This window comes from Paenibacillus sp. JCM 18996 (genome assembly GCF_055392555.1).
On sequence record NZ_AP043884.1, the window covers coordinates 1,430,980 to 1,452,835 of the forward strand.

At 52.0% G+C, this 21,856-nt stretch carries 20 protein-coding genes and 2 pseudogenes; 4 read left to right on the forward strand and 18 right to left on the reverse strand.

What is annotated here, in order from left to right:
• From ACZ5N7_RS06990 to mtnB, 3 genes are read left to right on the forward strand one after another with little or no spacing between them, the layout of a single operon-like run.
• Positions 1–1,215, forward strand: coding sequence for a 2,3-diketo-5-methylthiopentyl-1-phosphate enolase (locus ACZ5N7_RS06990; protein ID WP_464658388.1), 1,215 nt, complete (start codon positions 1–3; stop codon positions 1,213–1,215).
• Positions 1,212–1,916: a 2-hydroxy-3-keto-5-methylthiopentenyl-1-phosphate phosphatase gene (locus ACZ5N7_RS06995; RefSeq protein WP_464658389.1), complete on the forward strand. Its 705-nt coding sequence runs from the start codon at positions 1,212–1,214 to the stop codon at positions 1,914–1,916. The genes ACZ5N7_RS06990 and ACZ5N7_RS06995 overlap by 4 nt, the downstream gene beginning before the upstream one ends.
• Positions 1,913–2,554: a methylthioribulose 1-phosphate dehydratase gene (gene mtnB, locus ACZ5N7_RS07000; RefSeq protein ID WP_464658390.1), complete on the forward strand. Its 642-nt coding sequence runs from the start codon at positions 1,913–1,915 to the stop codon at positions 2,552–2,554. The genes ACZ5N7_RS06995 and mtnB overlap by 4 nt, the downstream gene beginning before the upstream one ends.
• Before the next feature lie 599 nt (positions 2,555–3,153).
• On the opposite strand, the gene ACZ5N7_RS07005 is transcribed toward mtnB, so the two are convergent.
• A complete protein-coding gene (locus tag ACZ5N7_RS07005; protein WP_464658391.1) occupies positions 3,154–4,038 on the reverse strand; it encodes a phytanoyl-CoA dioxygenase family protein in 885 nt (294 codons plus the stop codon).
• A 394-nt stretch (positions 4,039–4,432) separates the two neighbouring features.
• On the opposite strand from ACZ5N7_RS07005, the gene ACZ5N7_RS07010 reads away from it, so the two are divergent.
• Entirely contained in the window at positions 4,433–4,522 is a 90-nt protein-coding gene (locus ACZ5N7_RS07010; RefSeq protein ID WP_464659178.1) for an AraC family transcriptional regulator, read from the forward strand.
• A 30-nt stretch (positions 4,523–4,552) separates the two neighbouring features.
• Here the strand turns inward: ACZ5N7_RS07010 and ACZ5N7_RS07015 are convergent, their stop codons facing one another.
• The 17 genes and pseudogenes from ACZ5N7_RS07015 to ACZ5N7_RS07095 all read right to left on the reverse strand — a co-directional run bounded on the left by ACZ5N7_RS07015 (position 4,553) and on the right by ACZ5N7_RS07095 (position 21,854).
• The gene (locus ACZ5N7_RS07015) at positions 4,553–6,082 is read right to left on the reverse strand and encodes a 2-isopropylmalate synthase (RefSeq protein WP_464658392.1); all 1,530 of its coding nucleotides are present in this window, start codon (positions 6,080–6,082) and stop codon (positions 4,553–4,555) included.
• 294 nt (positions 6,083–6,376) lie between these two features.
• Entirely contained in the window at positions 6,377–6,499 is a 123-nt protein-coding gene (locus tag ACZ5N7_RS07020; protein ID WP_464658393.1) for a hypothetical protein, read from the reverse strand.
• Positions 6,500–7,035: 536 nt separating this feature from the next.
• Positions 7,036–7,695, reverse strand: coding sequence for a DnaD domain-containing protein (locus ACZ5N7_RS07025; protein WP_464658394.1), 660 nt, complete (start codon positions 7,693–7,695; stop codon positions 7,036–7,038).
• Positions 7,696–7,719: 24 nt separating this feature from the next.
• Positions 7,720–9,015 (reverse strand): asparagine--tRNA ligase, encoded by a 1,296-nt coding sequence (gene asnS, locus ACZ5N7_RS07030; protein WP_464658395.1) that lies wholly within the window; start codon positions 9,013–9,015, stop codon positions 7,720–7,722.
• A 50-nt stretch (positions 9,016–9,065) separates the two neighbouring features.
• Positions 9,066–9,302: pseudogene (locus ACZ5N7_RS07035) on the reverse strand (acetate kinase); the annotation flags it as partial.
• 90 nt (positions 9,303–9,392) lie between these two features.
• Positions 9,393–9,688 (reverse strand): annotated as a pseudogene (locus ACZ5N7_RS07040) (3-hydroxyacyl-CoA dehydrogenase family protein); the annotation flags it as partial.
• Between the two features lie 103 nt (positions 9,689–9,791).
• Positions 9,792–11,300, reverse strand: coding sequence for an AAA family ATPase (locus tag ACZ5N7_RS07045; protein ID WP_464658396.1), 1,509 nt, complete (start codon positions 11,298–11,300; stop codon positions 9,792–9,794).
• Positions 11,297–11,827 carry a hypothetical protein gene (locus ACZ5N7_RS07050; protein ID WP_464658397.1) on the reverse strand — a complete coding sequence of 177 codons (531 nt, stop codon included), beginning with the start codon at positions 11,825–11,827 and terminating at the stop codon, positions 11,297–11,299. The genes ACZ5N7_RS07045 and ACZ5N7_RS07050 overlap by 4 nt, the downstream gene beginning before the upstream one ends.
• Before the next feature lie 137 nt (positions 11,828–11,964).
• Positions 11,965–12,450 (reverse strand): cell wall elongation regulator TseB-like domain-containing protein, encoded by a 486-nt coding sequence (locus tag ACZ5N7_RS07055; RefSeq protein WP_464658398.1) that lies wholly within the window; start codon positions 12,448–12,450, stop codon positions 11,965–11,967.
• Between the two features lie 52 nt (positions 12,451–12,502).
• The gene (locus ACZ5N7_RS07060) at positions 12,503–13,798 is read right to left on the reverse strand and encodes an amidohydrolase (RefSeq protein WP_464658399.1); all 1,296 of its coding nucleotides are present in this window, start codon (positions 13,796–13,798) and stop codon (positions 12,503–12,505) included.
• Positions 13,799–14,100: 302 nt separating this feature from the next.
• The gene (locus tag ACZ5N7_RS07065) at positions 14,101–14,721 is read right to left on the reverse strand and encodes a redox-sensing transcriptional repressor Rex (protein WP_464658400.1); all 621 of its coding nucleotides are present in this window, start codon (positions 14,719–14,721) and stop codon (positions 14,101–14,103) included.
• Positions 14,699–17,566 (reverse strand): ATP-dependent DNA helicase DinG, encoded by a 2,868-nt coding sequence (gene dinG, locus ACZ5N7_RS07070; protein WP_464659180.1) that lies wholly within the window; start codon positions 17,564–17,566, stop codon positions 14,699–14,701. The genes ACZ5N7_RS07065 and dinG overlap by 23 nt, the downstream gene beginning before the upstream one ends.
• Positions 17,567–17,697: 131 nt before the next feature.
• On the reverse strand, positions 17,698–18,270 hold the full coding sequence (locus ACZ5N7_RS07075; RefSeq protein ID WP_464658401.1) for a tetratricopeptide repeat protein: 573 nt from the start codon (positions 18,268–18,270) through the stop codon (positions 17,698–17,700).
• A gap of 98 nt (positions 18,271–18,368) precedes the next feature.
• The gene (gene panD, locus ACZ5N7_RS07080) at positions 18,369–18,752 is read right to left on the reverse strand and encodes an aspartate 1-decarboxylase (RefSeq protein WP_464658402.1); all 384 of its coding nucleotides are present in this window, start codon (positions 18,750–18,752) and stop codon (positions 18,369–18,371) included.
• Positions 18,753–18,769: 17 nt separating this feature from the next.
• On the reverse strand, positions 18,770–19,618 hold the full coding sequence (panC, locus tag ACZ5N7_RS07085) for a pantoate--beta-alanine ligase (protein ID WP_464658403.1): 849 nt from the start codon (positions 19,616–19,618) through the stop codon (positions 18,770–18,772).
• Between the two features lie 18 nt (positions 19,619–19,636).
• Positions 19,637–20,497, reverse strand: coding sequence for a 3-methyl-2-oxobutanoate hydroxymethyltransferase (panB, locus tag ACZ5N7_RS07090; RefSeq protein WP_464658404.1), 861 nt, complete (start codon positions 20,495–20,497; stop codon positions 19,637–19,639).
• 388 nt (positions 20,498–20,885) lie between these two features.
• Complete coding sequence (locus tag ACZ5N7_RS07095; protein WP_464658405.1) at positions 20,886–21,854, reverse strand: biotin--[acetyl-CoA-carboxylase] ligase; 969 nt, start codon at positions 21,852–21,854, stop codon at positions 20,886–20,888.
• Positions 21,855–21,856: the final 2 nt, after the last annotated feature.

A 21,856-nucleotide genomic window follows, 5' to 3' on the forward strand; every position in this document is an offset into this window, starting at 1 on the left:
GTGAGCTCCTACTGTACCGCAACCTACCGCTGTTTTGATGAAAAAGCGGACTTCGACAAGAAGGCGTCGGGCATTGCCGTCGGACTTACCGTCGGGAGCTGGACCGATCTGCCCGAAGCGAGTAAGGCGGAAATGGAAAAGCATCTCGGTAAAGTCGTTTCCGTGGAAGTCCATGAATCCCAAAGCTCTGAACGGTATGCCGATATCCGGATCGCTTATCCTGATGTCAATTTCAGCCGCGACCTGCCCGCCCTTCTTGTGACAGTTTTCGGCAAGCTGTCCATGGACGGCCGAATAAAGCTGATCGACCTGGACTTCTCCGAAAATTTCCTTTCCGTTTTCCCCGGTCCCAAATTTGGCAATGAAGGGGTCCGCCGGCTGCTCGGCGTGCATGACCGCCCGCTGCTCATGAGCATATTCAAATCGGTCATCGGACATGACCTCCCCGCTCTCAAGGAGCAGTTCTATCAACAGGCTTTAGGCGGCGTGGATCTGATCAAAGACGATGAAATTTTGTTCGAGAATCCTCTTACGTCTCTTGAGAAACGGGTGGAAGCCTGTATGGAAGCGGCTCGAAGAGCGGAACAAACCACAGGGCAGAGGCTTCTCTACGCGGTGAACCTGACAGGCCCTACATCCCGTTTAGCGGACAACGCGCAGAAGGCCATTAAAGCAGGCGCGAACGCGCTGCTGTTTAATGTGCTTTCTTACGGTTATGACGTGCTGCATGAGCTCAGCCGCAATCCTGAAATTAAAGTTCCGATTATGGCCCACCCGGCTATGGCCGGCGCTTTCTATCCATCGCCTTATTATGGAATCTCCGCTTCCTTGCTTCTTGGAAAGCTGATGCGACTCGCAGGGGCGGATATCGTACTGTTCCCTTCCCCTTACGGCTCGGTCGTCATGCCAAGGGAAGAGAATATGGCTATAAAAGAAGCTCTGCTCACTGGCAGCCTCCCCGTCCGCACCTGTTTCCCGGTGCCTTCCGCAGGTATCCATCCGGGCCTCGTGCCCTGGATCCTCAGAGACTTCGGCAGCGAAGTCATCGTCAACGCCGGTGGAGGAATCCACGGCCATCCTATGGGTACGGCTGCCGGGGGACGAGCCTTCCGCCAGGCTATGGCAGCCACACTAGCCGGCCAATCATTGAAGGGTGCGGCGGCCGAACACGCTGAGCTGAAGAGCGCCATAGAACTTTGGGGGGTTAAAGAATGAATCGGCGGGATTCTGCACAGGCGGATGTAAACGCCCACGAAGATAAGAAGCGCGTCATTTTCTGCGATTTTGACGGCACCATCACGGAGAGCGACAATATTGTCGCGATCATGAAGCATTTTAACCCTGAAGGCTGGCAGGATATCGTTAAAGAAATCGTGGACAAGCGCAGAACGCTGCGGGACGGCGTCGGACGCATGTTCGCCCTGCTCCCGGCTTCGATGAAGGACGAAGTGATACACTACGCCATTTCCAATGCCGTCATTCGCAAGGGCTTGCCGGAGCTGCTGTCCTATTGCAGGGAGCAGAAGATAGAATTTTATGTGACCAGCGGAGGAATTGATTTCTTTATTTATCCTTTGCTGTCCGATTTCAACATTCCCAAAGATCATATTTACTGCAACGGCAGCGATTTTAGCGGAACGGAGATTACAATTCTGTGGCCCCACCGGTGCGATGAACATTGCCAAACCGATTGCGGCATGTGCAAGACAAGCATTATCCGTTCTTTTCCCAAGGAACGCTATCAACGGATTCTGATAGGCGACAGTATATCCGATTTTGAAGGAGCGAAGCTGGCTGATCTCGTATTCGCCCGTTCCCACCTCGTGGATCTATGTGAGCAGTTGAATCTGCCGTACCATTCTTTCCAGGATTTTCACGATGTCATTAGGCAATTGGAGGTTTCCCGAGTCTCATGAACCCGATTACTGTGGAAGACAAGCAAAGAGCTTTCGCCGAATTAAAAGAAGCCAAGACCTTGTTCGCCTCCCGAGGCTGGTTTCCGGCGACAAGCGGCAACCTGTCCGTGCGTGCGGGAGAATTTGCGGAAGACAATTTTACATTTGCCATCACAGCCAGCGGAAAAGACAAATCCGTGAGTACCCCCGAAGATTTCCTGCTGGTGGATGCGAAAGGGCAGCTTACGGAGCCTACCCGCCTTAAGCCTTCCGCGGAAACGTTAATCCACTGTGAAATTTACAAAAAGACAGGCTGCGGGGCAATTTTTCATGTCCATACTGTGTTTAATAATCTCGCGACCGAGCTGTACCCGGATAGCAAGTCGATTCCTGTAGAAGGCGTAGAGATCATCAAAGCGTTCAATATTTGGGAGGAAGATGCGCGGATCAAGATTCCCGTTCTCCCCAATTATGCGGATATTCCGCGTATTGCGGAGCTGGTGGCGGATGCTGTCGAGCCGAGAGTGCCGGGAATTGTGCTGCGCAAGCATGGCATTTATGCCTGGGGAGCCAACGCTTTTGAAGCGAAAAGGCACCTGGAAGCGTTCGAGTTCCTGTTCGAATATCTATACCGCTTGAAGCTGCTGGAAGGGAAATAGGCACTTTGCCCCAAGCTCTGGCGGGCTTCGCCCTCACCGCGAGGGATAAACAGCCAACGAAACGTTATTTCAAGCGTGATCTGTTGTTATTGCACTTGCTGCAACAGAATGCCACTACCCGAGCGGTATAAACCAAACCATTGCAAATTATGCAGAATTGCCTTTTTAGGTTGTACTAAATGCAAGGGACAAGGCGCCGGAAATTCTTAACCGCAGCTTTGCTTATATCCGAGAACGAATTGACTGTTCTTTGTTCAGCAATAAACCCCATCAGTGATAAAATTGACGGGGTTTTACTTCTTTCCCGAATTTCAATGGAATCATGCGCCTTCAATATCAGTTTGCCGTTTTGCTATCATATCTTTGCGTCTGTAGACACTTAATATGATGCCTATAGCCGCTAACTCGAAAATCAAATGAGCACCACCATGACTGATAAACGGGAACTTGTAATTATTGCTAAACCCTCCATACACTGAAAAATGCATTTTATTACCAATAATATCGGTTAAATCAAGTTCATGTCCATTCTGCGGGAGCAATTTTTTCTCATAGTCAGTGGTTGTATTACCGCCACTTCTCTTAAGCAGGATGTTGCGTTACTTCACCCGGTGCATCCGCTTACCACGCCCTGCCTCCAGCGCTTCTTCCCAACGCCTGCTCCACTCGGCATGGTCCCGGGTTACCGTTTCGGGATGGGCGGCGCTTCTCACAGGAAACTCGGGATGAAAAGGACGTCCGGTGGGTTCCCCCGTCCTTTGGTATCGAAGGTCTATGCTCCAGCGGACGATATCAGAGACATTCGGCGTTCCCTTGTGAGGCGTGTACTTGTTCATAATCACCAAGCCTCCCTTAGGGCATTCCGCCAGCACGGGTTCGACTTCCGGCAGCTTCTCCGGAACGATCGTGGTGCCTCCCTCCGCCTGATGCTCAAGCAGACCCCACCTGAAGACGCCAGGCATGATCTCCATGCAGCCTGTTTCGGCCATCGCGTCTACAAGGGGGAGCCAGAATGTAATGATTTCGGAATCGTCCGCTTCCTCCAGCGTAACTCCGGCATCCTGGTGCCAAGGCACATTCTGAAATGTATCGACGGCACCAACCGCTGCCCGACCGGGCACTTTGGCACGAAGGTGCTGGATCGGGTTGCACGTCAGTTCCCCTCCCAGCAGGCTTTCCGCCACATCCAAAAGGGACTCGTTATGAAGAAAATCGAACAATGCCTTCGAGCGCCACTGCATAATATCCAGGCTGCTGCCGATTTCCTTGGACTGGGCATACAGATGAGCGTACCGCTTCTCGAACGGCTCGTTCTCATGCAGCTCGGTGATTTTGCCCTCGGCCTGCAGCTTCCTTGCCCTTTCATCAATATAGGCGTCGATGGCCTCAATAACCGGGTTTAGATCCTTGCCGGAAAACACATCTTTTACAATCAGAAAGCCTTCCCTGCGGAATCGGTCTACCTGCTCTTTGCTCAGCTTCATTCATTTCAACTCCCCTTTGACTAGGTATCATTCCAAATTTGCTCCTCCACTTTGTGAAAACCGGCATCTGCTGATAAGCAAAGTATACGGGCGAGCTGAGAAAAAAAGGGTGGGTGCCCTGCCCAAAAATGTTGCTGTAATGATCTTATCATTGCTCTATAACAATCGCTATATATAATAAGAGCTTTTAGGGATAATGGAGAGATTACTAGCCCTGCAAAAGAATTTGAGGTGCCGATTCATGCTGCAGAGCGACAATGCCTATCTCTACAATTAACGAAACACAACCCGCCGCCATTATAATGAAACCTTTCATGCCCATAAGGGCATCGAATTATGCTACATGCATGAAGGCGGCCGATTCCGGAGATCGCCGCCGGCGTTGGACTGACGAATCCCCTCCTACTTCTGCCAGGCGTTTAAGAAAAAGCTAGGGGTTAGCCCTCACCGGTACCGGCTGAAAAACCGGAGCTTGAGGAGCTGAAGGGGGAGGGCCGGCAGCGACTGCTCTTCTTTATTGCACGGCGTTCTTTTCCGTCACCTGCACCGCCTGATTGCACGCTGACACATAAGCCTGGGCGGCAGCGAGCAGTATATCCTGATGCATTGATGTGCCCCGATACGTCTGATTTTCCAGTCCAATGCTGACAGCGGCTTCGCCGAAGGCGGATTCACCAGAAGTGAGCGAGTGCAGCTCCAAATCCTCAAATTCGATGCCGAGCGGAATGGCCTGCTGCAGACAATGAATCACGGCTTCCAATGGTCCACGGCCGACTCCCGTGTAAGTCGATTCTTTGTCTTCCCGGTTGTCCTTCAGCGTAACGGAGGCGATCTTCACTTTTTGGCTTCCTGCAACCACCTGCAGATCGGTCAGCGTGTAAGCCCCCACCACCTCCGGCCTGATCTCGCCTACGATGCTCAGCAGCTGGTCGTCAGTGACGATTTTTTGTTTGTCCGCCGTCTGTTTGAAGTCGGTGTACACCTGTTCCAACTGCTGCTCCTCCAACTCGATGCCGAACATTTCCACCCGATGCTTAATGGCATGGCGGCCCGAATGTTTTCCCAGAATAATCATGCTGCGTGAAATGCCCAGACTCTCAGGCTCCATAATCTCGTAAGTCTGGCGGTTCTTCAGCAAGCCGTCCTGGTGGATGCCGGATTCATGCTGGAACGCATTGCGTCCGATGATCGGCTTGTTATAGGCGATCGGAAAACGCATCGTTTTGCTGACCATTCTGGAAGTCTCGTAAATATGTGTCGGATCAATGTCCGTTTTAACGCCGAGCACCTCTGAGCGGGTTTTTATAGCCATTACCAGCTCCTCCAACGCGCAGTTCCCTGTCCGCTCACCCACACCGTTCACAGTAACTTCTACTTGATCCGCGCCTGCCTGGATAGCAGCCAACGAATTGGCTACCGCCAAGCCAAGATCATTGTGGCAGTGGGCGCTGAATTGTACCGCCTTTGCACCCCGCGCTTCATTTCTGACTCTGCGGAACAGGTTTCCGTACTCCTCGGGCAGAGCGTAACCGACGGTATCCGGCAGATTAATAATCGTGGCTCCTTCACTAATCACCGCTTCCACCATTTCAATGATATAATCGAGGCCGGATCGCGAAGCGTCCATAGCGCTGAATTCAATCTCATCCGTGAATGATTTGGCGTAAGCGACCATCTGTCTGGCTATGTCCAGCACCTCTGGTCTGCTCCTGCGAAGCTGATGGTTCAGGTGTATATCCGAAGAGGAGATAAACAGATGAAGCCTGCGCTTCGCCGCGTCTTGGGTCGCTTTTACCGCAGCGTCAATATCCCCTTTCACCGCTCGGGCAAATCCGGATATTTCTACCTCCTGAAATCTTCGGGAAATCCTCTGCACCGCTTCGAACTCATCCCGGCTTGAAACCGGAAACCCCGATTCAATCACATCGACCCCGAGTTTGACGAGCTGTTCCGCTACTGCAATTTTCTGATCCGCCATCAATGTTGCCCCGGGAGCCTGCTCGCCGTCTCTTAAGGTTGTATCGAAAATTTTAATTGTCCTCATTTATGCCGTCTCCTTTGTAATCCATTTTTTTCGAAGAACAAATCCCCCAAAAGTGAAGATAACCTTCGAAGCATATTCCGATTATTTTGGGGGAGCCCCCTTATCCACAGAACTTGCTTCCGCATAGTTTCCTATACAACAAAAAAAGGCCGGCCGTCTCCTACACTAGAGACGACAAGCCTGCTTGCCGCGGTACCACTCCTGTTGGCCGTTCCACAGCTGTTATGCCGGGAAAGAGCCCGCTTCACCATCCGGCGTCCGCGCATAACAGCCGAATGCACCCGTTAACAGAGGTTAGCCGTTTGCAGTGTAGAAGACTTCCTTGCCGGAAACCGTTCCACTGCCCTGCTCCCAAGCGAGTTCGGGCCGACCTTCGGCTGCGTCGCACCATTCCGCAGCTCTCTGAATCCGGGTCATTGCCTTACTGCTCTTGTTCGTTGCATTTCAATATAGTTTGCAAAGATATCGGTCTTCTCAGCTTCATCCTAAACATGTTCATGTGATCCGCAATTCAGCGAGGACCAAAAAAGCCTGTCATCTCTATAAAGAGACGACAGGCTTAGTAACAGCCGTTTCCCACAGCTGCAGCACTCATCGCGGTACCACTCTTCTTGGCCAGCCAAACAGCAGTTGATCTGTTTGCGCTACACCCAGCTCAAGCCTGCGAAGCCGTGTCCGGACAACGTCTTCGCGGCACCCGATCACGGAGGTTAACCGTAACGATGTACCGGGCGGAGTTCATCCGCAGTTCCATCATTCCGCTCCCAGGCGAGTTCAGGCCGTTCTTCCGCTGCGTCGCACCTTCCCGCAGCTCTCTGAGTCCGAATCCGAGCCTTACTGCTCCTGTTCTTCGCGTTAGTATATTCTGGTTTGTTGATTATTATATTCTCTCGAAATCGGAGTGTCAATACTCCATTGTAATATTTCCCATACGGCTGCTCGGCAAACCGCCTTTATTTCCGGAAACGCTGAGCATATTCCTTTGCCTGTTCCACCGAAAACACCCGGTTGCGGCTCCATTCCAGCAGAATCCGGTCGATATACCGGAAGTGGACTTTGCCCGCGAACACAGCCTCTTTCAATGCCGCCAGGATGAGTTCATCTTTATAACGGTCCTGATCCAGCCAGCCGGTGATAGTCTCGAGCTCCATTGGCGTGAGCGGACGGGCGAACTCTTTTTCAAATATGGTGTAAATGTCCTTGCCGCCTTTGGCAGGCTGCATCTCCGGGTCCGTCTGCTTGTCCTCCAACCACAAAGTCCCCAGCTTCTCATACAGCCCGTCCAGATTGTACCTTTCATATTGGACCCCCGACACCGAATCGATTTCCTGGTCAATACCGATCAAGCCTTCCTTCAGCAGCTTCTGCAGCATGGAAATGACGGCGTCTGCCGAAGAAGACATTCTGGATTGGATCTCTTCAGGCGTAGGGAAATCCTTCTTCTCTTTCTCGATAAAAGTAGTCAAGTGAACCAGCAGCATAGCCTCGACATCGGAGAGTTTCAAATTTTTATAGTATCTAAGAAGAAAATGGGGAACCGAAACGGTTCCCTCTTTCAGCGCGGCCAGCAGCAAAGGATCCACCTGTTTCCCGCTCCATTCCTTTATTCTCATACAGACATCCTCTCTAAAACTCCTTTACGGATACAAACGGTATAACAGGCGCGGAAACGGAATCGTTTCTCTGACATGGTCGAGCCCGCATATCCAGGCCACCGTCCGCTCCAATCCAAGCCCGAAGCCTGAGTGCGGCACCGTACCGTACTTCCGCAGGTCAAGGTACCATTGGTACGCTTCTTTGGACAGCTCATGCTCGTTAAAGCGCTGCTCCAGCAGCTCTGGATCGTCGATGCGCTGGCTGCCCCCGATGATCTCTCCATATCCTTCCGGAGCGATGAGATCGGCGCAAAGCACCACTTCAGGCCGGTTAGGGTCAGGCTTCATGTAAAAGGCTTTAATCTCCGTAGGATAGTGGGTAATGAACACCGGCTTGTCGAATTTCTCGGCAATCGCCGTTTCATGCGGCGCCCCGAAATCTTCTCCCCATTGGAACTCAAAACCGCTCTCCTGCAAAAATTTTACCGCATCGTCATATGTAATCCGGGGGAATTCGCCGGTGATCCGCTCCAGCTTGGTTACGTCTCTTTCCAGCGTCTCCAGTTCTTTCGGACAGCTCTCCAACACCGATTGAACGATATGACTGATAAAAGCTTCCTGCACCTTCAGGCTTTCCTCGTGGTCTACGAACGCCATTTCCGGCTCGATCATCCAGAACTCGATCAGATGCCTTCTCGTCTTGGACTTCTCCGCGCGGAAAGTGGGACCGAAGGAATAAACCCTGCCCAGCGCCATCGCCGCCGCTTCCATGTACAGCTGGCCCGACTGCGTCAAATAAGCGTCCTCGTCAAAATATTTGGTATGGAACAAATTCGTCGTTCCCTCACAGGATGAAGGCGTGAGAATCGGCGGATCCACCAGGTGGAATCCCCTCTGATCAAAAAACTGTTGGACGGCTCGGATAATTTCCGCACGGATCACCAGAATGGCGCGTTGACGCGGCGAACGAATCCACAGATGCCTATGGTCCATCAGATAGTCTACCCCGTGCTCCTTCGGTGTAATAGGGTAGTCCTGCGCAAGCTGAATGATCTCGATACCGGTCACCGTCAGCTCATAGCCGCTTTGGCTTCTCGGCTCTTCCCTCACCGTTCCCGTCACATACAGCGAGCTTTCCTGTGTCAGCGACTTCGCCGCGTTCCAGATGTCCTCACTTACTTCGCTCTTCACCACAACCGCCTGGATGTAACCGGAGCCGTCGCGCAGCTGCAAAAACTGGATTTTGCCGCTTGAGCGTTTATTGTTAAGCCAGCAGCCGATGGTGACAGCTTTGCCCGAGTGATGCTTGACTTCGACAATCATACTTTTGGTGCTCATTTCGTTCCTCCTATTGGATGGTCCTGCATGCCTCCCTATTGTACCATTATTTAGCTTGCTTGTGTTATGATGGCGTAGGTGTCGCGTGCGACCATGTATTCCTCATTCGTCGGTACGACCAGCACTTCGACTTTGGAGCTTGGAGCGGAAATTCTGCGTTCCCCGCCGCGCTTTTTGTTTTCTTCCTCATCTATCTCCACTCCGAAAAAGGTCAGGTTCCCGCATACCCTCTGCCTCAGCACCACGGAATTCTCGCCCACTCCGGCAGTGAACACGAGGACGTCCAATCACCGGCTCATGCACAAGAATGGCGGATTCCATGCCGATCCTTTAATTTCGGTCATTTCGATTGTATGTTCAACAAATTGTTTCGTTCACTCGAACGTTTCGTCCGAAGTCCTCACTCCGCGCACAATTTCCACAAGATTGATTTTGAAACGGGATGAAGAAAATGAAGGCCGATCACTCATTCCGGATTGAAGGATTCAGCCGCGAGCTCCGTCAGGCTTAAAGTAGACGTATTGCTGGCGATAATGACGCCGGGCCCGACGAACGGGTTTAATTTGGCAAAGATCTCTTTCTTGGCGTCTAAATCCTCGGAGATCGTTTCAATCACCATGTCGCAGTCGGATAGTTTGCTAATGTTATCAATCTTGGCGATTCGTGATAAAACCGCAAAGTAAAGCGAAGCGTTTAAGCTTACTTGTGGTATTTTATCGGCACGCGAGCAACAAAAAAAGCCCCGGCGTAAGCCGAAGCGTTGGATGATATAGAAATCAGGCCGTAGTCAAAGCAAATTGTCCTTTAAATTCTTCCAGCAGCGCGCGGAATTGTTCGCCGGAAAGCACTTCTTCCTTAAGCAAAATATCCAGCGATTGTCCGAAGACAAATCTATATTGCTCAAGCATCTCACGCGTGCGCTTCGTCAGTTCTTCAAGAATCGCCGAGTTTTCTCTCATCAATTCTTCCTGAGTAACCATGCTACGGTCGATAATTCCCAGAGAGGTCAATCCGGAATCCATCATCGTACGCACCAGATGCAAAGCCTGGTCAAAATCGCCCTTGGAGCCTGTGCTGCGGTTGCCGTAAAACATCTCTTCGGCCACGGTACCGCCCAATGCGATAATGATCTGATGCTCAATGTAATCCTTCGTGTACAAATAACGGTCCTGTTGAGGATTGTGGCGGACATAGCCTAAAGCCTGCCCCCGCGGGCTGAGCGAAACCTGGGATACGGATCCCGGCCTCACAAGCTCCGCAGCAATAGCATGGCCCAATTCGTGGAGGGCTACTCTTTCTTTCTCTTCCTGGGTAGTTTCCTTATCGGTCTTCTCACCCATCATGACTTTATCGATCGCATGGGAAAGATGTTTCTGTTCAATCTTCTCGACATTATCCCTCATCGCGTAAATGGCGGCTTCGTTCATCACGCTTTCCAGCTGTGCGCCGGAAAATCCGAAAGTTTGCTCCGCCACTTTGTCCAAGCTGACGGTGTCGGCCAGCGGCTTGCTTGTGGCATGGATGCCCAGGATTGAAATCCGCCCTTTCTTGTCGGGAAGATCCACTCCGATATGGCGGTCAAAACGGCCAGGACGCAGCAGAGCGCTGTCGAGCATTTCCTTGCGGTTCGTTGCCGCCACAATCAGAATTCTCGGCGTCGTGCTGGTATGAATGCCGTCCATCTCCGTGAGCAGCTGGTTCAAGGTCTGATCGTACTCACGGTGTTGTCCTCCGTCCCGCTTTCCGCCGATCACATCAATCTCATCGATAAAAATAATCGCGCTGTCCTTGTTTTCCTTCTGCGCTTTGTTTCTCGCATCCTTGAACAGGTCGCGGACGCGCGATGCGCCGACACCCACGTACATTTCAACAAACTCACTGCCTGACGCGGCTACGAAGACCGAGTTGGTGTAGTGCGCTGCGGCTTTGGCCATAAGCGTCTTGCCGGTCCCCGGGGGCCCGGTGAGCAGAATGCCTTTAAGAGGGCGGATTCCAAACTTCTTGATCTCCTCATGGCGGATGAGGAAATCGAGAGATTCCTTCAATTCATGCTTGGCGCGGTCCTGCCCCCCGATTTGATCGAAGGTCAGATAGGAAGGAGTACGGCTCTTTCCTTTGCGGTCGGCCGTGATCCCTATATCGCCGCGGTTGCGGCTCATAAACAGGAGCACTCCCAGCAGCACGCCGGCAAATACAAAAGGGATGATGTTGACTCCGATGAACATTAAAAAGACGAGAACGACGGGAACGACTCCGATTATAATTTCCTTACTGTATTTACTCACTGCCATACCCCCATTTTAGCCGGAATGCGCGGTAAAATGATATATTTGTGCTGGTCGTCTTTGGATAAATGAATATAAACGTTTTTGCCGTCCATCTCCGTTGCCGCCTTCAAACCAGGTACGTTTGCAGCTTGCTTGTCCAGAGACTCCGGAATTTTGGCGTACTCCTTCTTCTCCATGGACTGGGCAACGTCAAAAAGCGCTTTGGACCACCACTGCTCGAGTTCAGGCGAAGGCTGCTGCACCACATTCAGCTTCACCTCGCGCTGTCCGATGATGGCTGCTCCTTTGTTCATGATGCTTTGATATATTTCACGCAAGTTGGCGTTAGGAGCCAGCTTGGCGTTGATCACAACTTCCTGGTCAGTGATACTGATTTGCGCGTCCTGCACGCCGGCGGACTGTTTGACTGCGTCTGTCAAAGGATTCTGCATGGCAACCGTGCGGTACACGAAGAAACCGCCAAATAATACGGATGCGGATACTATTAAAGAAACAAGTACGGGAATGAGACGAATTTTTTTCATAGAATCCACGTCCCCCTTTCAAGTTAATACACTATTAATATACCATCATAGTATATCACATAATATATCACAAATGGGATGCAAACTGTGGAAAACACAAAATGTTCAATATTTCCATAATCAAGCAAACTGTGTAATTATTGCACGCTTAATTTGTACGTATTATCAAGATCCTGGCCTTGGAAAGAATAAAAATCATAATAATACCGATCACCGTTCTGCTCTTTCATTTTGTAAAAAACTTCCCACACATACGCGTCTTGCAGCTTGCCCGGCGATATTCGAAGCACTTGCGCCCCGGGCGCCTTGGCAAGCAGCTTCTGTTTAATGGCTTCAGGCGATGCGCCTTTGTCCGCAAACTCGCTGTGTACTTCCTTGTCGCCTACCCATACGATCATCTTCTGTCCGATTTTGTCTTCGCCGTAGACGATCGTATAAGGCTTTTCCCCATTGTAAGGTTCCGCTTTGTCCACCTTGGCGAGCAGGCTCCGCTCATAGGCGGTGACGACCGCGTCCGACTTTTGTTTGAAGATCTGATCCTCGATCAGGTTATAAAAATAGGCTATGCCATAAACAGACAGGCCCAGCGCGGCAACCAGGCCGACGATCAATCTCAGTTTCATGCCAATACCCTTTCCGAATTAAACTTCAACGCTTCACTTCACTTTGCTGGATTCATCTGGTCAGCCGATCAAAGCATCTTGTAAACTCGTTCTTGATTTTTTCTTCGTCCATGGTGAGGTACTCACCGCCCCGGTACACCCAGGCGCCGTCGATGCAGACATCGGTCACATCCTTCGAGAGCGCGGAGTAAACGATGTGGGAAATGTAATCCGTCCGCGGGAAAAAATGCGGCTGGTCCACGTCAATCGCGATAAAGTCCGCCTTACAGCCTTCCTCCAGAGTCCCGACACCGTCAAGCCAAAGCGATTTAGCCCCATTTACCGTACCCAGCGCCAGTGCTTGAAACGCGGGTACGGCTGTCGGATCGCCGGAGACCCCTTTGTGAAGCAGGGCCGCAAGCCTTATTTCCTCCAGCATATCCAGATTGTTGTTGCTGGCGGAGCTGTCGGTGCCCAAGGAAACGAGCACTCCCGCTTTGAGCAGCTCGGGCACTCTCGCGATGCCGCTGGCCAATTTCAGGTTGCTGCCGGGGTTGTGCGACACATGCACGTTGTGTCTGGCCAGCGTGTCGATTTCCTCATCGTTCAAGTGAACGGCATGCGCCACAAGTGTGGGTCTGGTGAACACTCCCAGCTTTTCAAGATGGGCCACCGGCCTTAAGCCGTATTGCTCGACACTTGCCGCCACTTCCTTGACAGTTTCGGACATATGCGTATGGATCGGCAGGTCCAGGTCATGGGCAGCCTGCACAAAACGCTCAATGTAGTCAGGAGGACACGTATACGGGGCGTGCGGAGCCATCATCGTGGATATGCGTCCGTCCGCCTTCCCGTTCCAGTCCTTGGCAAATTGTACGGCTTCCCTGAGCTTGGCGTCCTGCACGTCCGCAGGGCACAATCCGATTACCCCCCGGGCGAGCACGGCGCGCATACCGGACTGTTCCACCACCGCGGCCACTTCGTCCATGTGGTCGTACATGTCGACGAAAGTGGTTGTCCCGAACTTCAGCATTTCCAGAACCGAGAGGCTTGTGCCCCAGTACACGTCTTTCGCCGTGAATTTGCCTTCAATCGGCCACATCTTCTCTTCCAGCCATACCTGCAGCGCCAGATCGTCCGCATACCCCCGCAGATAAGACATGGCGGCATGGCCGTGCGTATTGACCAGACCGGGCATATACAGCTTACGTTCTCCGTCGATGATTTCATCATACTGCTCGAGTGGAAGAGGTGCTTCCGGGCCTATGTAAGCGATGCGGCTCCCATCTATGACCATGCAGCCCTGGACTACCGGTCGAAGCTCGTTTAATGTTACAAAAATTCCGTTTTTGATGATTTTCTTCGCCAAAGTTGCAGCCTCCCGGGTATAAAAAAGTCTCCAGTTGATCGAGCTTCAATTTCAGAGTACAACTTCGTACGGACAAAATCAAGAAAACGTAAACTGCCGCGTTACGGACGCTCTTACATAGGCTGACTTAATTATACTTATGCGGAATAAAACTTCCGTTTGAATTTTATTTAAACCGCCAGTCACGGCTGCAAACCAAAAATTTCAAGCTGAAAAGCGAAGCCAAGCGCAATTACGCAAAAATCGCCAACCGTCTGAAAAGCTGTCAGGCAGCGGCGATCTGTTAATTTTATGTTGCCCGTTTAATCCAGGTAATACGCCAAGCTCTGCAGCTCCGTAGTGAAGTCCGCATGGTGAATTCTCACTTCGCCCGGTACCTTCAGAATGATCGGGGCAAAGCTGAGAATAGCCTCAATCCCTGCCTGCACAAACTGGTTGGCCACCACTTGGGCTTCGTCGGCGGGCACGGTAATGATTCCGATGCGGACTTTCATTTCCCTGATGGTAGAAGCGAGTTCTTCCATCGGCTGCACCTGCAGCTGGTTTATGACTTCCCCGATTTTTGTGGGAAACGAATCGAATACGGCGACAATCTTCATTTGATCGTTCAAATATGCATTGTAATTGCACAAAGCCCTGCCGAGATTGCCCGCCCCTACCAGAGCGACGGGAATGTGCCGGTCGAGCTTCAGAATGTGCCGGATTTTCTCGATCAAATAAGCGACCTCGTACCCGATGCCCTTCTTGCCGAACTCCCCGAAATAGGCCAGATCCTTGCGGATTTGCGCCGGATTCAAGTCCAGCTTATGCCCCAGGTCCTGAGAGGAGACGGTGGTAATGTTTTTCATGCTGAGCTCGTTCAAATAACGCAGGTAAATGGGCAGCCTGCGCACGACCGCCTCAGAGATTTTTAACGATTTCACGATGTTCCTCCCCCATCCAATCCCTGATTCTCGGCACCAAACCGGCTGTCGGCATATGCTCGATCTTGGGCCCCGGGAGAGAATACAAGAAATATCGCCCGTACTGCGTTTCTATGACCCGTGTATCGTAAATGATGACGATGCCTTTGTCCTTGGCGGTGCGCACGAGGCGCCCGAATCCCTGTTTGAACCTGATCACCGCTTGGGGCACGGAAAGCTTCATGAAAGGATTTTGATTGTTCTTCTTTACAATTTCGCTCTTCGCTTCGGTCAGAGGATGGTTAGGCGGCTGGAACGGCAGCCTGACAATAGCAAGGCAGCTCAGCGCTTCACCGGGAATATCGACCCCCTCCCAGAAGGAGCTGGTTCCCAGCAGGACGCTCGATACGCTGCTCTGGAACAATCTTGTCAGCTTGCTGCGGTTGCCGCTGTCCACTCCTTGTCCCAGTACGCCGATGCCGTAAGGCTTCAGGGCGTCCTTGAGCCCCGGGTAAGTCTGCTTTAACATCCGGTTGGAGGTAAACAGCACCAGCATCCGGCCTTTGGTCTCGATAGCCACCTCCGTGAGGGATTGAACCAGGCGCTCGACAAAAATGCTTTCCCCCTGAGGTCCCTTTATGTTCGGAAAATCCCTGGGTATGCATACCAAAGCCTGCTCCCTGTAATTAAAAGGGGATGGCAGCTGCAGCGTGACCAGCTTGTCCGATTTGCCGCCGCTCCCGACGCCCAGTTGTTCGCTTGCATACTGGAACGATTTATCTACGGAAAGCGTAGCCGAGGTCATAACGATTGATTCTTTCACGTCAAAGAAGAGCTGTTTGAGCATCGGGCTTACATCGCTGGGCACGCTGGTCAGCATCAGAGACTTGCTCTTGCCGTACGGATTGGCTTCCAGCCAGTACACATACTCCGGATCCGGCATAGTCATAAAAAAATGAAGCGCCTCCCTGTGCCGGTACAGCTGCTTAACGTTGCCCCCGAGATCCGTAATCAGTCCTTGCACATCCAGCCCGTCTCCCGCTTCCTTGATCTGCAGCAGCAGCTTCTCCAGCTGTTTGACGGTTTCGCCCATGGCAATGAAAATATTGTCTTCCATCCCTTGCAGCTGCGGCCAATGGGAAGGAGTCTGGTCTTTCTTTATTCTGAGCAGGAACTGGCCTTCGCCCTGCAAGGGATCGCTTCTGGAAGAAACCAGCGCAAACAGCTGCTCGCTTAACGCATCCCACTCTTCCTTGATTTTGACCAGCTTGGGGTAAATGTCATCGATCATGGCCTGCCACTTGGAGGCGTTCTCGTCATCGCTTGATTCGAGCTTGTAGCTAAGCTGCGGCAGCTGCCCCGAATGGCTGTCCTTGAACAGCCAGGTGAGCGTGCTGGCCAAGCCTCCGTAATACAGCTCCAGGCCGAGATGCTTGCTTGCCACTTCCTCAAAATGGTGGGCTTCATCGATCACCAGATGCTGATAAGGGGGCAGCAGGCGGTTTTCCGCCTTTGTGTCCGTAAACAGCATGGAATGGTTGGTGATGACGATATCCGCCGTATTCGCGTCGTTCTTGGCGCGGTGGTAGAAGCACTTTTTAAACCACGGACAAGAACGGTTCAGGCAAGATTCTGAATCGGACGCCACAGTGTGCCAGAAAGAAGCGCCCTTGTTGTTAAAATGCAGCTCTTCCTCGTCGCCGCGCTTGGTCTCGCTGAGCCATACGAGCATTTGCCCCGCGGTAATCCTGTCTTCCTTGCCGTACTCCAAATCCTGGAGATTGATTTTGTTCTCAAATTTGCGGAGGCACAGATAGTGGCTGCGCCCCTTGATGACCGCCGCTTTGAACGGGACGGGAAAAATGTCGTGAAGCAGCGGTACATCGCGCTCCCTCAGCTGTTCCTGGAGATTGATCGTGTGAGTGCTGACCAATACCTTTCTGTCGTGCTTCAAGCCGTAATACAAGGAAGGTATCAAATATCCGAGCGATTTGCCCGTTCCGGTCCCGGCTTCCACCATCAGGTGCTTTCCTTCCTCGTAGCTGTCTTCAACCGCCTGAATCATTTGCTCCTGCGACTCCCGGTTTTCATAAACCGCAAACTTATTCTGCAGCGTCTGCTTCAGCTGTCCGAAAAATTCCGGAAAGGGCGCGGAAAGCTGCTGCAGGTCATCTTCGTCGCGAAGCGAGTCCTCGTCGCCCCAGTCATCCACATTGATGGCGAACTGCCGGTGATACCGGTGATTGTCCGTGTCCAGGCTCGTATGCAACTCGCGGTGGATCCTTATCTCGTTGATAAACCAGCCGAAATCCGAACCGTCCCCTTCAAAGATGGCAGAGAGCCGCTGCACGGTGAGAAGAGGCAAAGTGTTCAATCTTTCAAGGCAGCGAAGCCACAGCAGAGCCGTTGCCTCAGCGTCGCTGTCCGCTTGGTGCGGGCGGTCGTGGGGAATATCGAGAGACTGGCAGACCAGTCCCAGCTGCAGGCTCGGCAAAGAGGGAAACAGCACGCGCAGCGCATCCATCGTATCCAGTATTCTGCCGCTAAACGGCATGTAACCGCTGTTCTCCAAGCTTTTTTGCAGAAAAGAGAGATCGAATCCCACATTGTGGGCCACCAAAGCGCAATCGTGGATGAGAGGCACTATTCGCGACATAACCTCGTCCGGAGATGGCGCGTCCTTCACCATCTCATCGTCGATTCCCGTCAACTCCGTGATCATGGCAGGGATCGGAATCCCCGGATTCACGAGGGAGCCATACTTGTTCACGATTTGATTGTCTTCTATAATAACCAGGCCGACCTGGGTAATTTCATCAGCAGGCTGACTGCCTGTAGTTTCAAAATCGATCACTGCGTATTTCATCGTTATTTGTTTCAATCCCTTCTTCCCTCTGCCTCCATTTTAACAGATATTTGTGAAAAAAGGGACAAGATTGTTAAAGCCGCCTCCTTCGTATTGCCGAAGCGGCGGCCGTCCATTTTAAACCAAAGGGCTCAGGATTCCAGCATGGCGAGTAAAGGCTCGACACTTCCGGGGTCCGTTTCGTACGCTTTTTTGAAATATTCGTAAGCTTCGTCAAGATTGTTGTTGTAGAGTTGAATGCAGCCCATCGCATTGTAGGAAATGGCCTTGATTTTCACGTGATTGGTCAAGGAAAGAATAAATTGAAAATGCCTATACGATTCACCGTAATTGCCGGTCCGTAAATACCCCAAAGCTAGGTATACTCTCGCCAGCAAAAATTCGGGCTGAGACTTGGTGACCGCCTCGAACTCGTCTATCGCCCGGTCGTACATCAATAGCTGATAATACCCTTGTCCCCTCTGAAAACCCTCCGTCCGCACCCATTCGCTGTCGGTCTCCGCGCCGGGTTCAATGTCCGCGCCGATCACTTTGCCCATTTTTTCTTCGAACCGCAGCCATTCTTCCACGAAGGTATCGCTCATTTTTTTCAAAAGGGTCAATTTCTCTTCCAGTACCGTTTTCTTCAGTCCGGTCGCGGTCGGATAATCTCCGGCGATCTCATCCAAAAGCTCGTGCATCGATTGGAAAAGCTGCTTGAACATGGCTAGATCCCACCTTAAAAGCAGTTGGCAAGCAGGTAGAGTGGAACGTTACAGACATTGTGCGCCGGGGAGGAGGCATTCATACGGCTTTCCAGAAGTTACATAACGGTTGCGTGCGCTTCCTCTTTCAACAATGTCCTGACCTTGTTCCCCTCGCCCATAATAGCAACGGTCGGCTTGTAGTTTTTCGCTTCTTCGCTGGTCATGATGCCATAAGAAATGATGATGACTGTGTCTCCCGGCTGGACCAATCTGGCCGCTGCGCCGTTGAGGCAGATGGTTCCTGTTCCTCTGGGTCCGGGGATGATGTAGGTTTCGAGCCTTGCTCCGTTATTATTATTGACGATTTGAACTTTTTCATTAGGGTACATATCGACCAATTCAAGCAGATCTTCGTCGATCGTAATGCTGCCTACGTAGTGCAGGTTCGCCTCGGTTACGGTGGCTTTATGGATTTTGGACTTCATCATCGTTCTGAACATAATTTGGTGTCCCTCCTTCAAGAAAATCTGGTAATGATGTTATCGATTAACCGGGTTTTGCCGAATTTCACGGCAACCGCGACAAGCACCGGTTCCTGCATGTCATGTTGGACCGGCTGCAGTCCAGGATAGGTTAGAAGCTCCACATAGTCGATCTGTGCCAAGGGCATTTTATTGATTTCACGGATGACCCCGTCCCTCACCTGTTCAGCGCCGCGGCCTTCGGCAAGCTCTTTCTCCGCCTGCCGAAGAGCGCGGTTCAGCACTAACGCCTGCCGCCGTTCCTCGTCGCTCAAATAAACGTTGCGGGAGCTCAGCGCTAGCCCGTCTTCTTCTCTGATGATCGGGCAGGGAACGACTTTCACATCTATATTCAAATCGTTTACCATTTGAGTAATGACAGCGGTCTGCTGGGCATCTTTTAAACCAAAATAAGCCCTGTCCGGCTGTACGATGTTAAACAGCTTGCTGACTACCGTGGCCACACCGTCAAAATGCCCGGGTCTTGAAGCGCCGCACAGCCGCGCGGTCAACTCGGACACTTGAACGTTAGTGCGGATGGGGTGGGGATACATTTCCCGGGCGGAAGGCATAAAGACAAAGTCGCACCCCGCGTTCTCCGCCACTTTCAAGTCACGCTCGGTATCCCGCGGGTACTTGTCGAAGTCCTCGTTTGGGCCGAATTGAATCGGATTGACGAAAATGCTCAGCACAATTGTATCATTCTCTTCTCTTGCCCGCTTGAGCAGGCTGGCATGCCCTTGATGGAGGTAGCCCATAGTCGGTATGAGACCGATGTTTGCTTCTGCGCGGCGGCGTTCTGCGAGCTTTTCCCGCAGCTGCCGGATGTTGCCGATCACTTCCATGGTTTTGTACTCCCCTTTTTACTCTTTTGAAGAAGCTCCGTATAAATAGTCAAGCAGTTCCTCATCCCCTTGAAAAACGTGCTCCCTGGACGGGAAGCTGCGGGATTTGACCTCCTGCACGTATTGGCTGATCCCGCTGCTGATTTGCTCGTTCAGATTGGCGTAGCTTTTTACAAACTTCTTTGGGAACGCAGGGCCATACTGCAGCATGTCGTGAAATACGAGAACCTGGCCGTCGCAGCGGCTGCTTGCCCCTATGCCGATCGTCGGAATCGTAATTTCCTCGGTGATCAAAGCGGACAACTCTTCAGTCATAAGCTCTAAAACAACGGCAAAAGCCCCGGCTTCCTCCAAAGCTTTGGCGCTGTCGATAAGCTTCTGCGCTTGGGCGGATTTCTTGCCCTGAACGATAAAACCGCCGATTTGGTGTATGGACTGCGGAGTAAGCCCCAAATGTCCTACTACGGGAATGCCTGCATTGACGCAAGCCGCTACAGATCCGGCGATCTCTGTCCCGCCTTCCAGCTTGACGCCCTTGGCCAAGCCTTCCTGCATGATCCTGCCTGCATTGCGCAGCGTGGTATCTGCACTGCCGTGGTAAGTATTGAAAGGCATATCCGAAACGACGTAAGCGTTCTTGACGGCACGGCTTACAGCCCGCGTATGATATACGATATCGTCCAAGGTGACAGGAAGTGTGGAATCGTATCCCAACACCACGTTTCCCAGCGAATCGCCGACCAGAATCATATCCGCGCCCGCCTCTTCGGCCAAATAAGCTGAAGGATAATCGTAAGCCGTTATCATCGCAATCGGATCCCGGTCTTTTTTCATTCGTTTCAATCTCGCTGTCGTCAGTGGTTTCTTTAGTTCGGTCACGCAGCATCGTCCCCCTAACACATACTCGAGCATAAACGGCTTTACCGGTCAATCGAGAACGAAACAAATTTCGCCTGAAAAGAGCAAAAAACCTTCCAGCCCAAAGCTGAAAGGTCATCGAGTTTCAAAAAGACAAGTTGACAACAGACATGCCCACCTCGGGCGTCAGTAATGGCGCGTAAGTGAGTACGGCAAAGTGACAACGTAATCCTTTCTGTCTCGGTCCTTTCGGCTCTGAGCAGAATCCGATTCATGCGTTTATCGAGTAAGCTTCATTGTATATATCGTGCGTATAGCTCTCAAGGATTATGAGTGCGGTTCGCAAAAGGATACCGCCTCATCCACTTTATTTTATAACATTTTTGTAAAGAAATCGATCATTAATTCATTATCGGAGCTCCACATCGCCCGAATAAAGCTTCACAGTATCCCCCTCGTCAAGTTTGACGCAGAGCGCCCCTATCTCATCGATGGACACCGCAGTTCCGTTTACGGGCCCTTTGGCGGTCTGCACGACGATAGGTTTTTGCAGCGATACGCTGTTGGCTTCCCAAAGCACGCGGATGGGAGCGAATCCCTGCTCCAGGTACAAATCATACAACTGCTCGAACACAAGCAAAAACCTGGCGACCAGCTGCTCCCTGTCGATCCTCCGTCCCGTTTCGATGGCGAGGGAGGTCGCCTTGGCCAGCAGCTCTTCAGGATAGTCCTCCGGAAGCAGATTGGCCGAAATGCCGACCCCGGCTATGACATAATGTGTCCGCTCGTCATCCGCGTTCGATTCCAGCAGAATCCCGCTTATTTTTTTGCCGTGTATCAGCAGGTCGTTAGGCCACTTGATTCCAACGTCCAGCGTGTACAACTCGCGAATGACCCGGCACAGCGCGACCGACGTAAGCAACGTCAAGTGCGGGGTAAAATGGATCGGGATGCCCGGTTTAAGCAGAAGGGTCATCCAGATGCCTTTGCCGGCGGGAGAATGCCATGACCGTCCCATTCTGCCCCGGCCGCTCGTCTGGCTCTCCGCTATAATCAGGGCGCCTTCACCGCTTCCTTTGGACACGAGCTCGTGAGCCTTGGTCTGCGTTGAATCCAGCTCTTCGAAATAATGCAGCTTGCGCCCCATTCTTTTCGTTTCGAGCAGTGCGGCCAGCTTTGCGGGAAGGATCCGGTCCGGTTTATCGATCAAGCGATAGCCTTTACGCGGCACGGCCTCGAAGCCATACCCCCGCTCACGTAGCTTCTCGATCTGCTTCCACACGGCCGTCCGGCTGATCCCCAACTGCCTGCTGATTTCCTGTCCGGAAACGAATTCGCCCCGTCTGGCTTCAAACCATTCTAACAGTGAATCGCTCATCG

Excerpts from the sequence above, each read along its gene's own strand:
- ACZ5N7_RS06995 (WP_464658389.1), top strand. The coding sequence starts at position 1,212 with ATGAATCGGCGGGATTCTGCACAGGCGGATGTAAACGCCCACGAAGAT.
- mtnB (WP_464658390.1), top strand. The coding sequence starts at position 1,913 with ATGAACCCGATTACTGTGGAAGACAAGCAAAGAGCTTTCGCCGAATTA.
- ACZ5N7_RS07005 (WP_464658391.1), bottom strand. The coding sequence starts at position 4,038 with ATGAAGCTGAGCAAAGAGCAGGTAGACCGATTCCGCAGGGAAGGCTTT.
- ACZ5N7_RS07015 (WP_464658392.1), bottom strand. The coding sequence starts at position 6,082 with ATGAGGACAATTAAAATTTTCGATACAACCTTAAGAGACGGCGAGCAG.
- ACZ5N7_RS07020 (WP_464658393.1), bottom strand. The coding sequence starts at position 6,499 with ATGACCCGGATTCAGAGAGCTGCGGAATGGTGCGACGCAGCCGAAGGT.
- ACZ5N7_RS07025 (WP_464658394.1), bottom strand. The coding sequence starts at position 7,695 with ATGAGAATAAAGGAATGGAGCGGGAAACAGGTGGATCCTTTGCTGCTG.
- asnS (WP_464658395.1), bottom strand. The coding sequence starts at position 9,015 with ATGAGCACCAAAAGTATGATTGTCGAAGTCAAGCATCACTCGGGCAAA.
- ACZ5N7_RS07050 (WP_464658397.1), bottom strand. The coding sequence starts at position 11,827 with ATGAAAAAAATTCGTCTCATTCCCGTACTTGTTTCTTTAATAGTATCC.
- ACZ5N7_RS07055 (WP_464658398.1), bottom strand. The coding sequence starts at position 12,450 with ATGAAACTGAGATTGATCGTCGGCCTGGTTGCCGCGCTGGGCCTGTCT.
- dinG (WP_464659180.1), bottom strand. The coding sequence starts at position 17,566 with ATGAAATACGCAGTGATCGATTTTGAAACTACAGGCAGTCAGCCTGCT.
- ACZ5N7_RS07075 (WP_464658401.1), bottom strand. The coding sequence starts at position 18,270 with ATGTTCAAGCAGCTTTTCCAATCGATGCACGAGCTTTTGGATGAGATC.
- panD (WP_464658402.1), bottom strand. The coding sequence starts at position 18,752 with ATGTTCAGAACGATGATGAAGTCCAAAATCCATAAAGCCACCGTAACC.
- panC (WP_464658403.1), bottom strand. The coding sequence starts at position 19,618 with ATGGAAGTGATCGGCAACATCCGGCAGCTGCGGGAAAAGCTCGCAGAA.
- ACZ5N7_RS07095 (WP_464658405.1), bottom strand. The coding sequence starts at position 21,854 with ATGAGCGATTCACTGTTAGAATGGTTTGAAGCCAGACGGGGCGAATTC.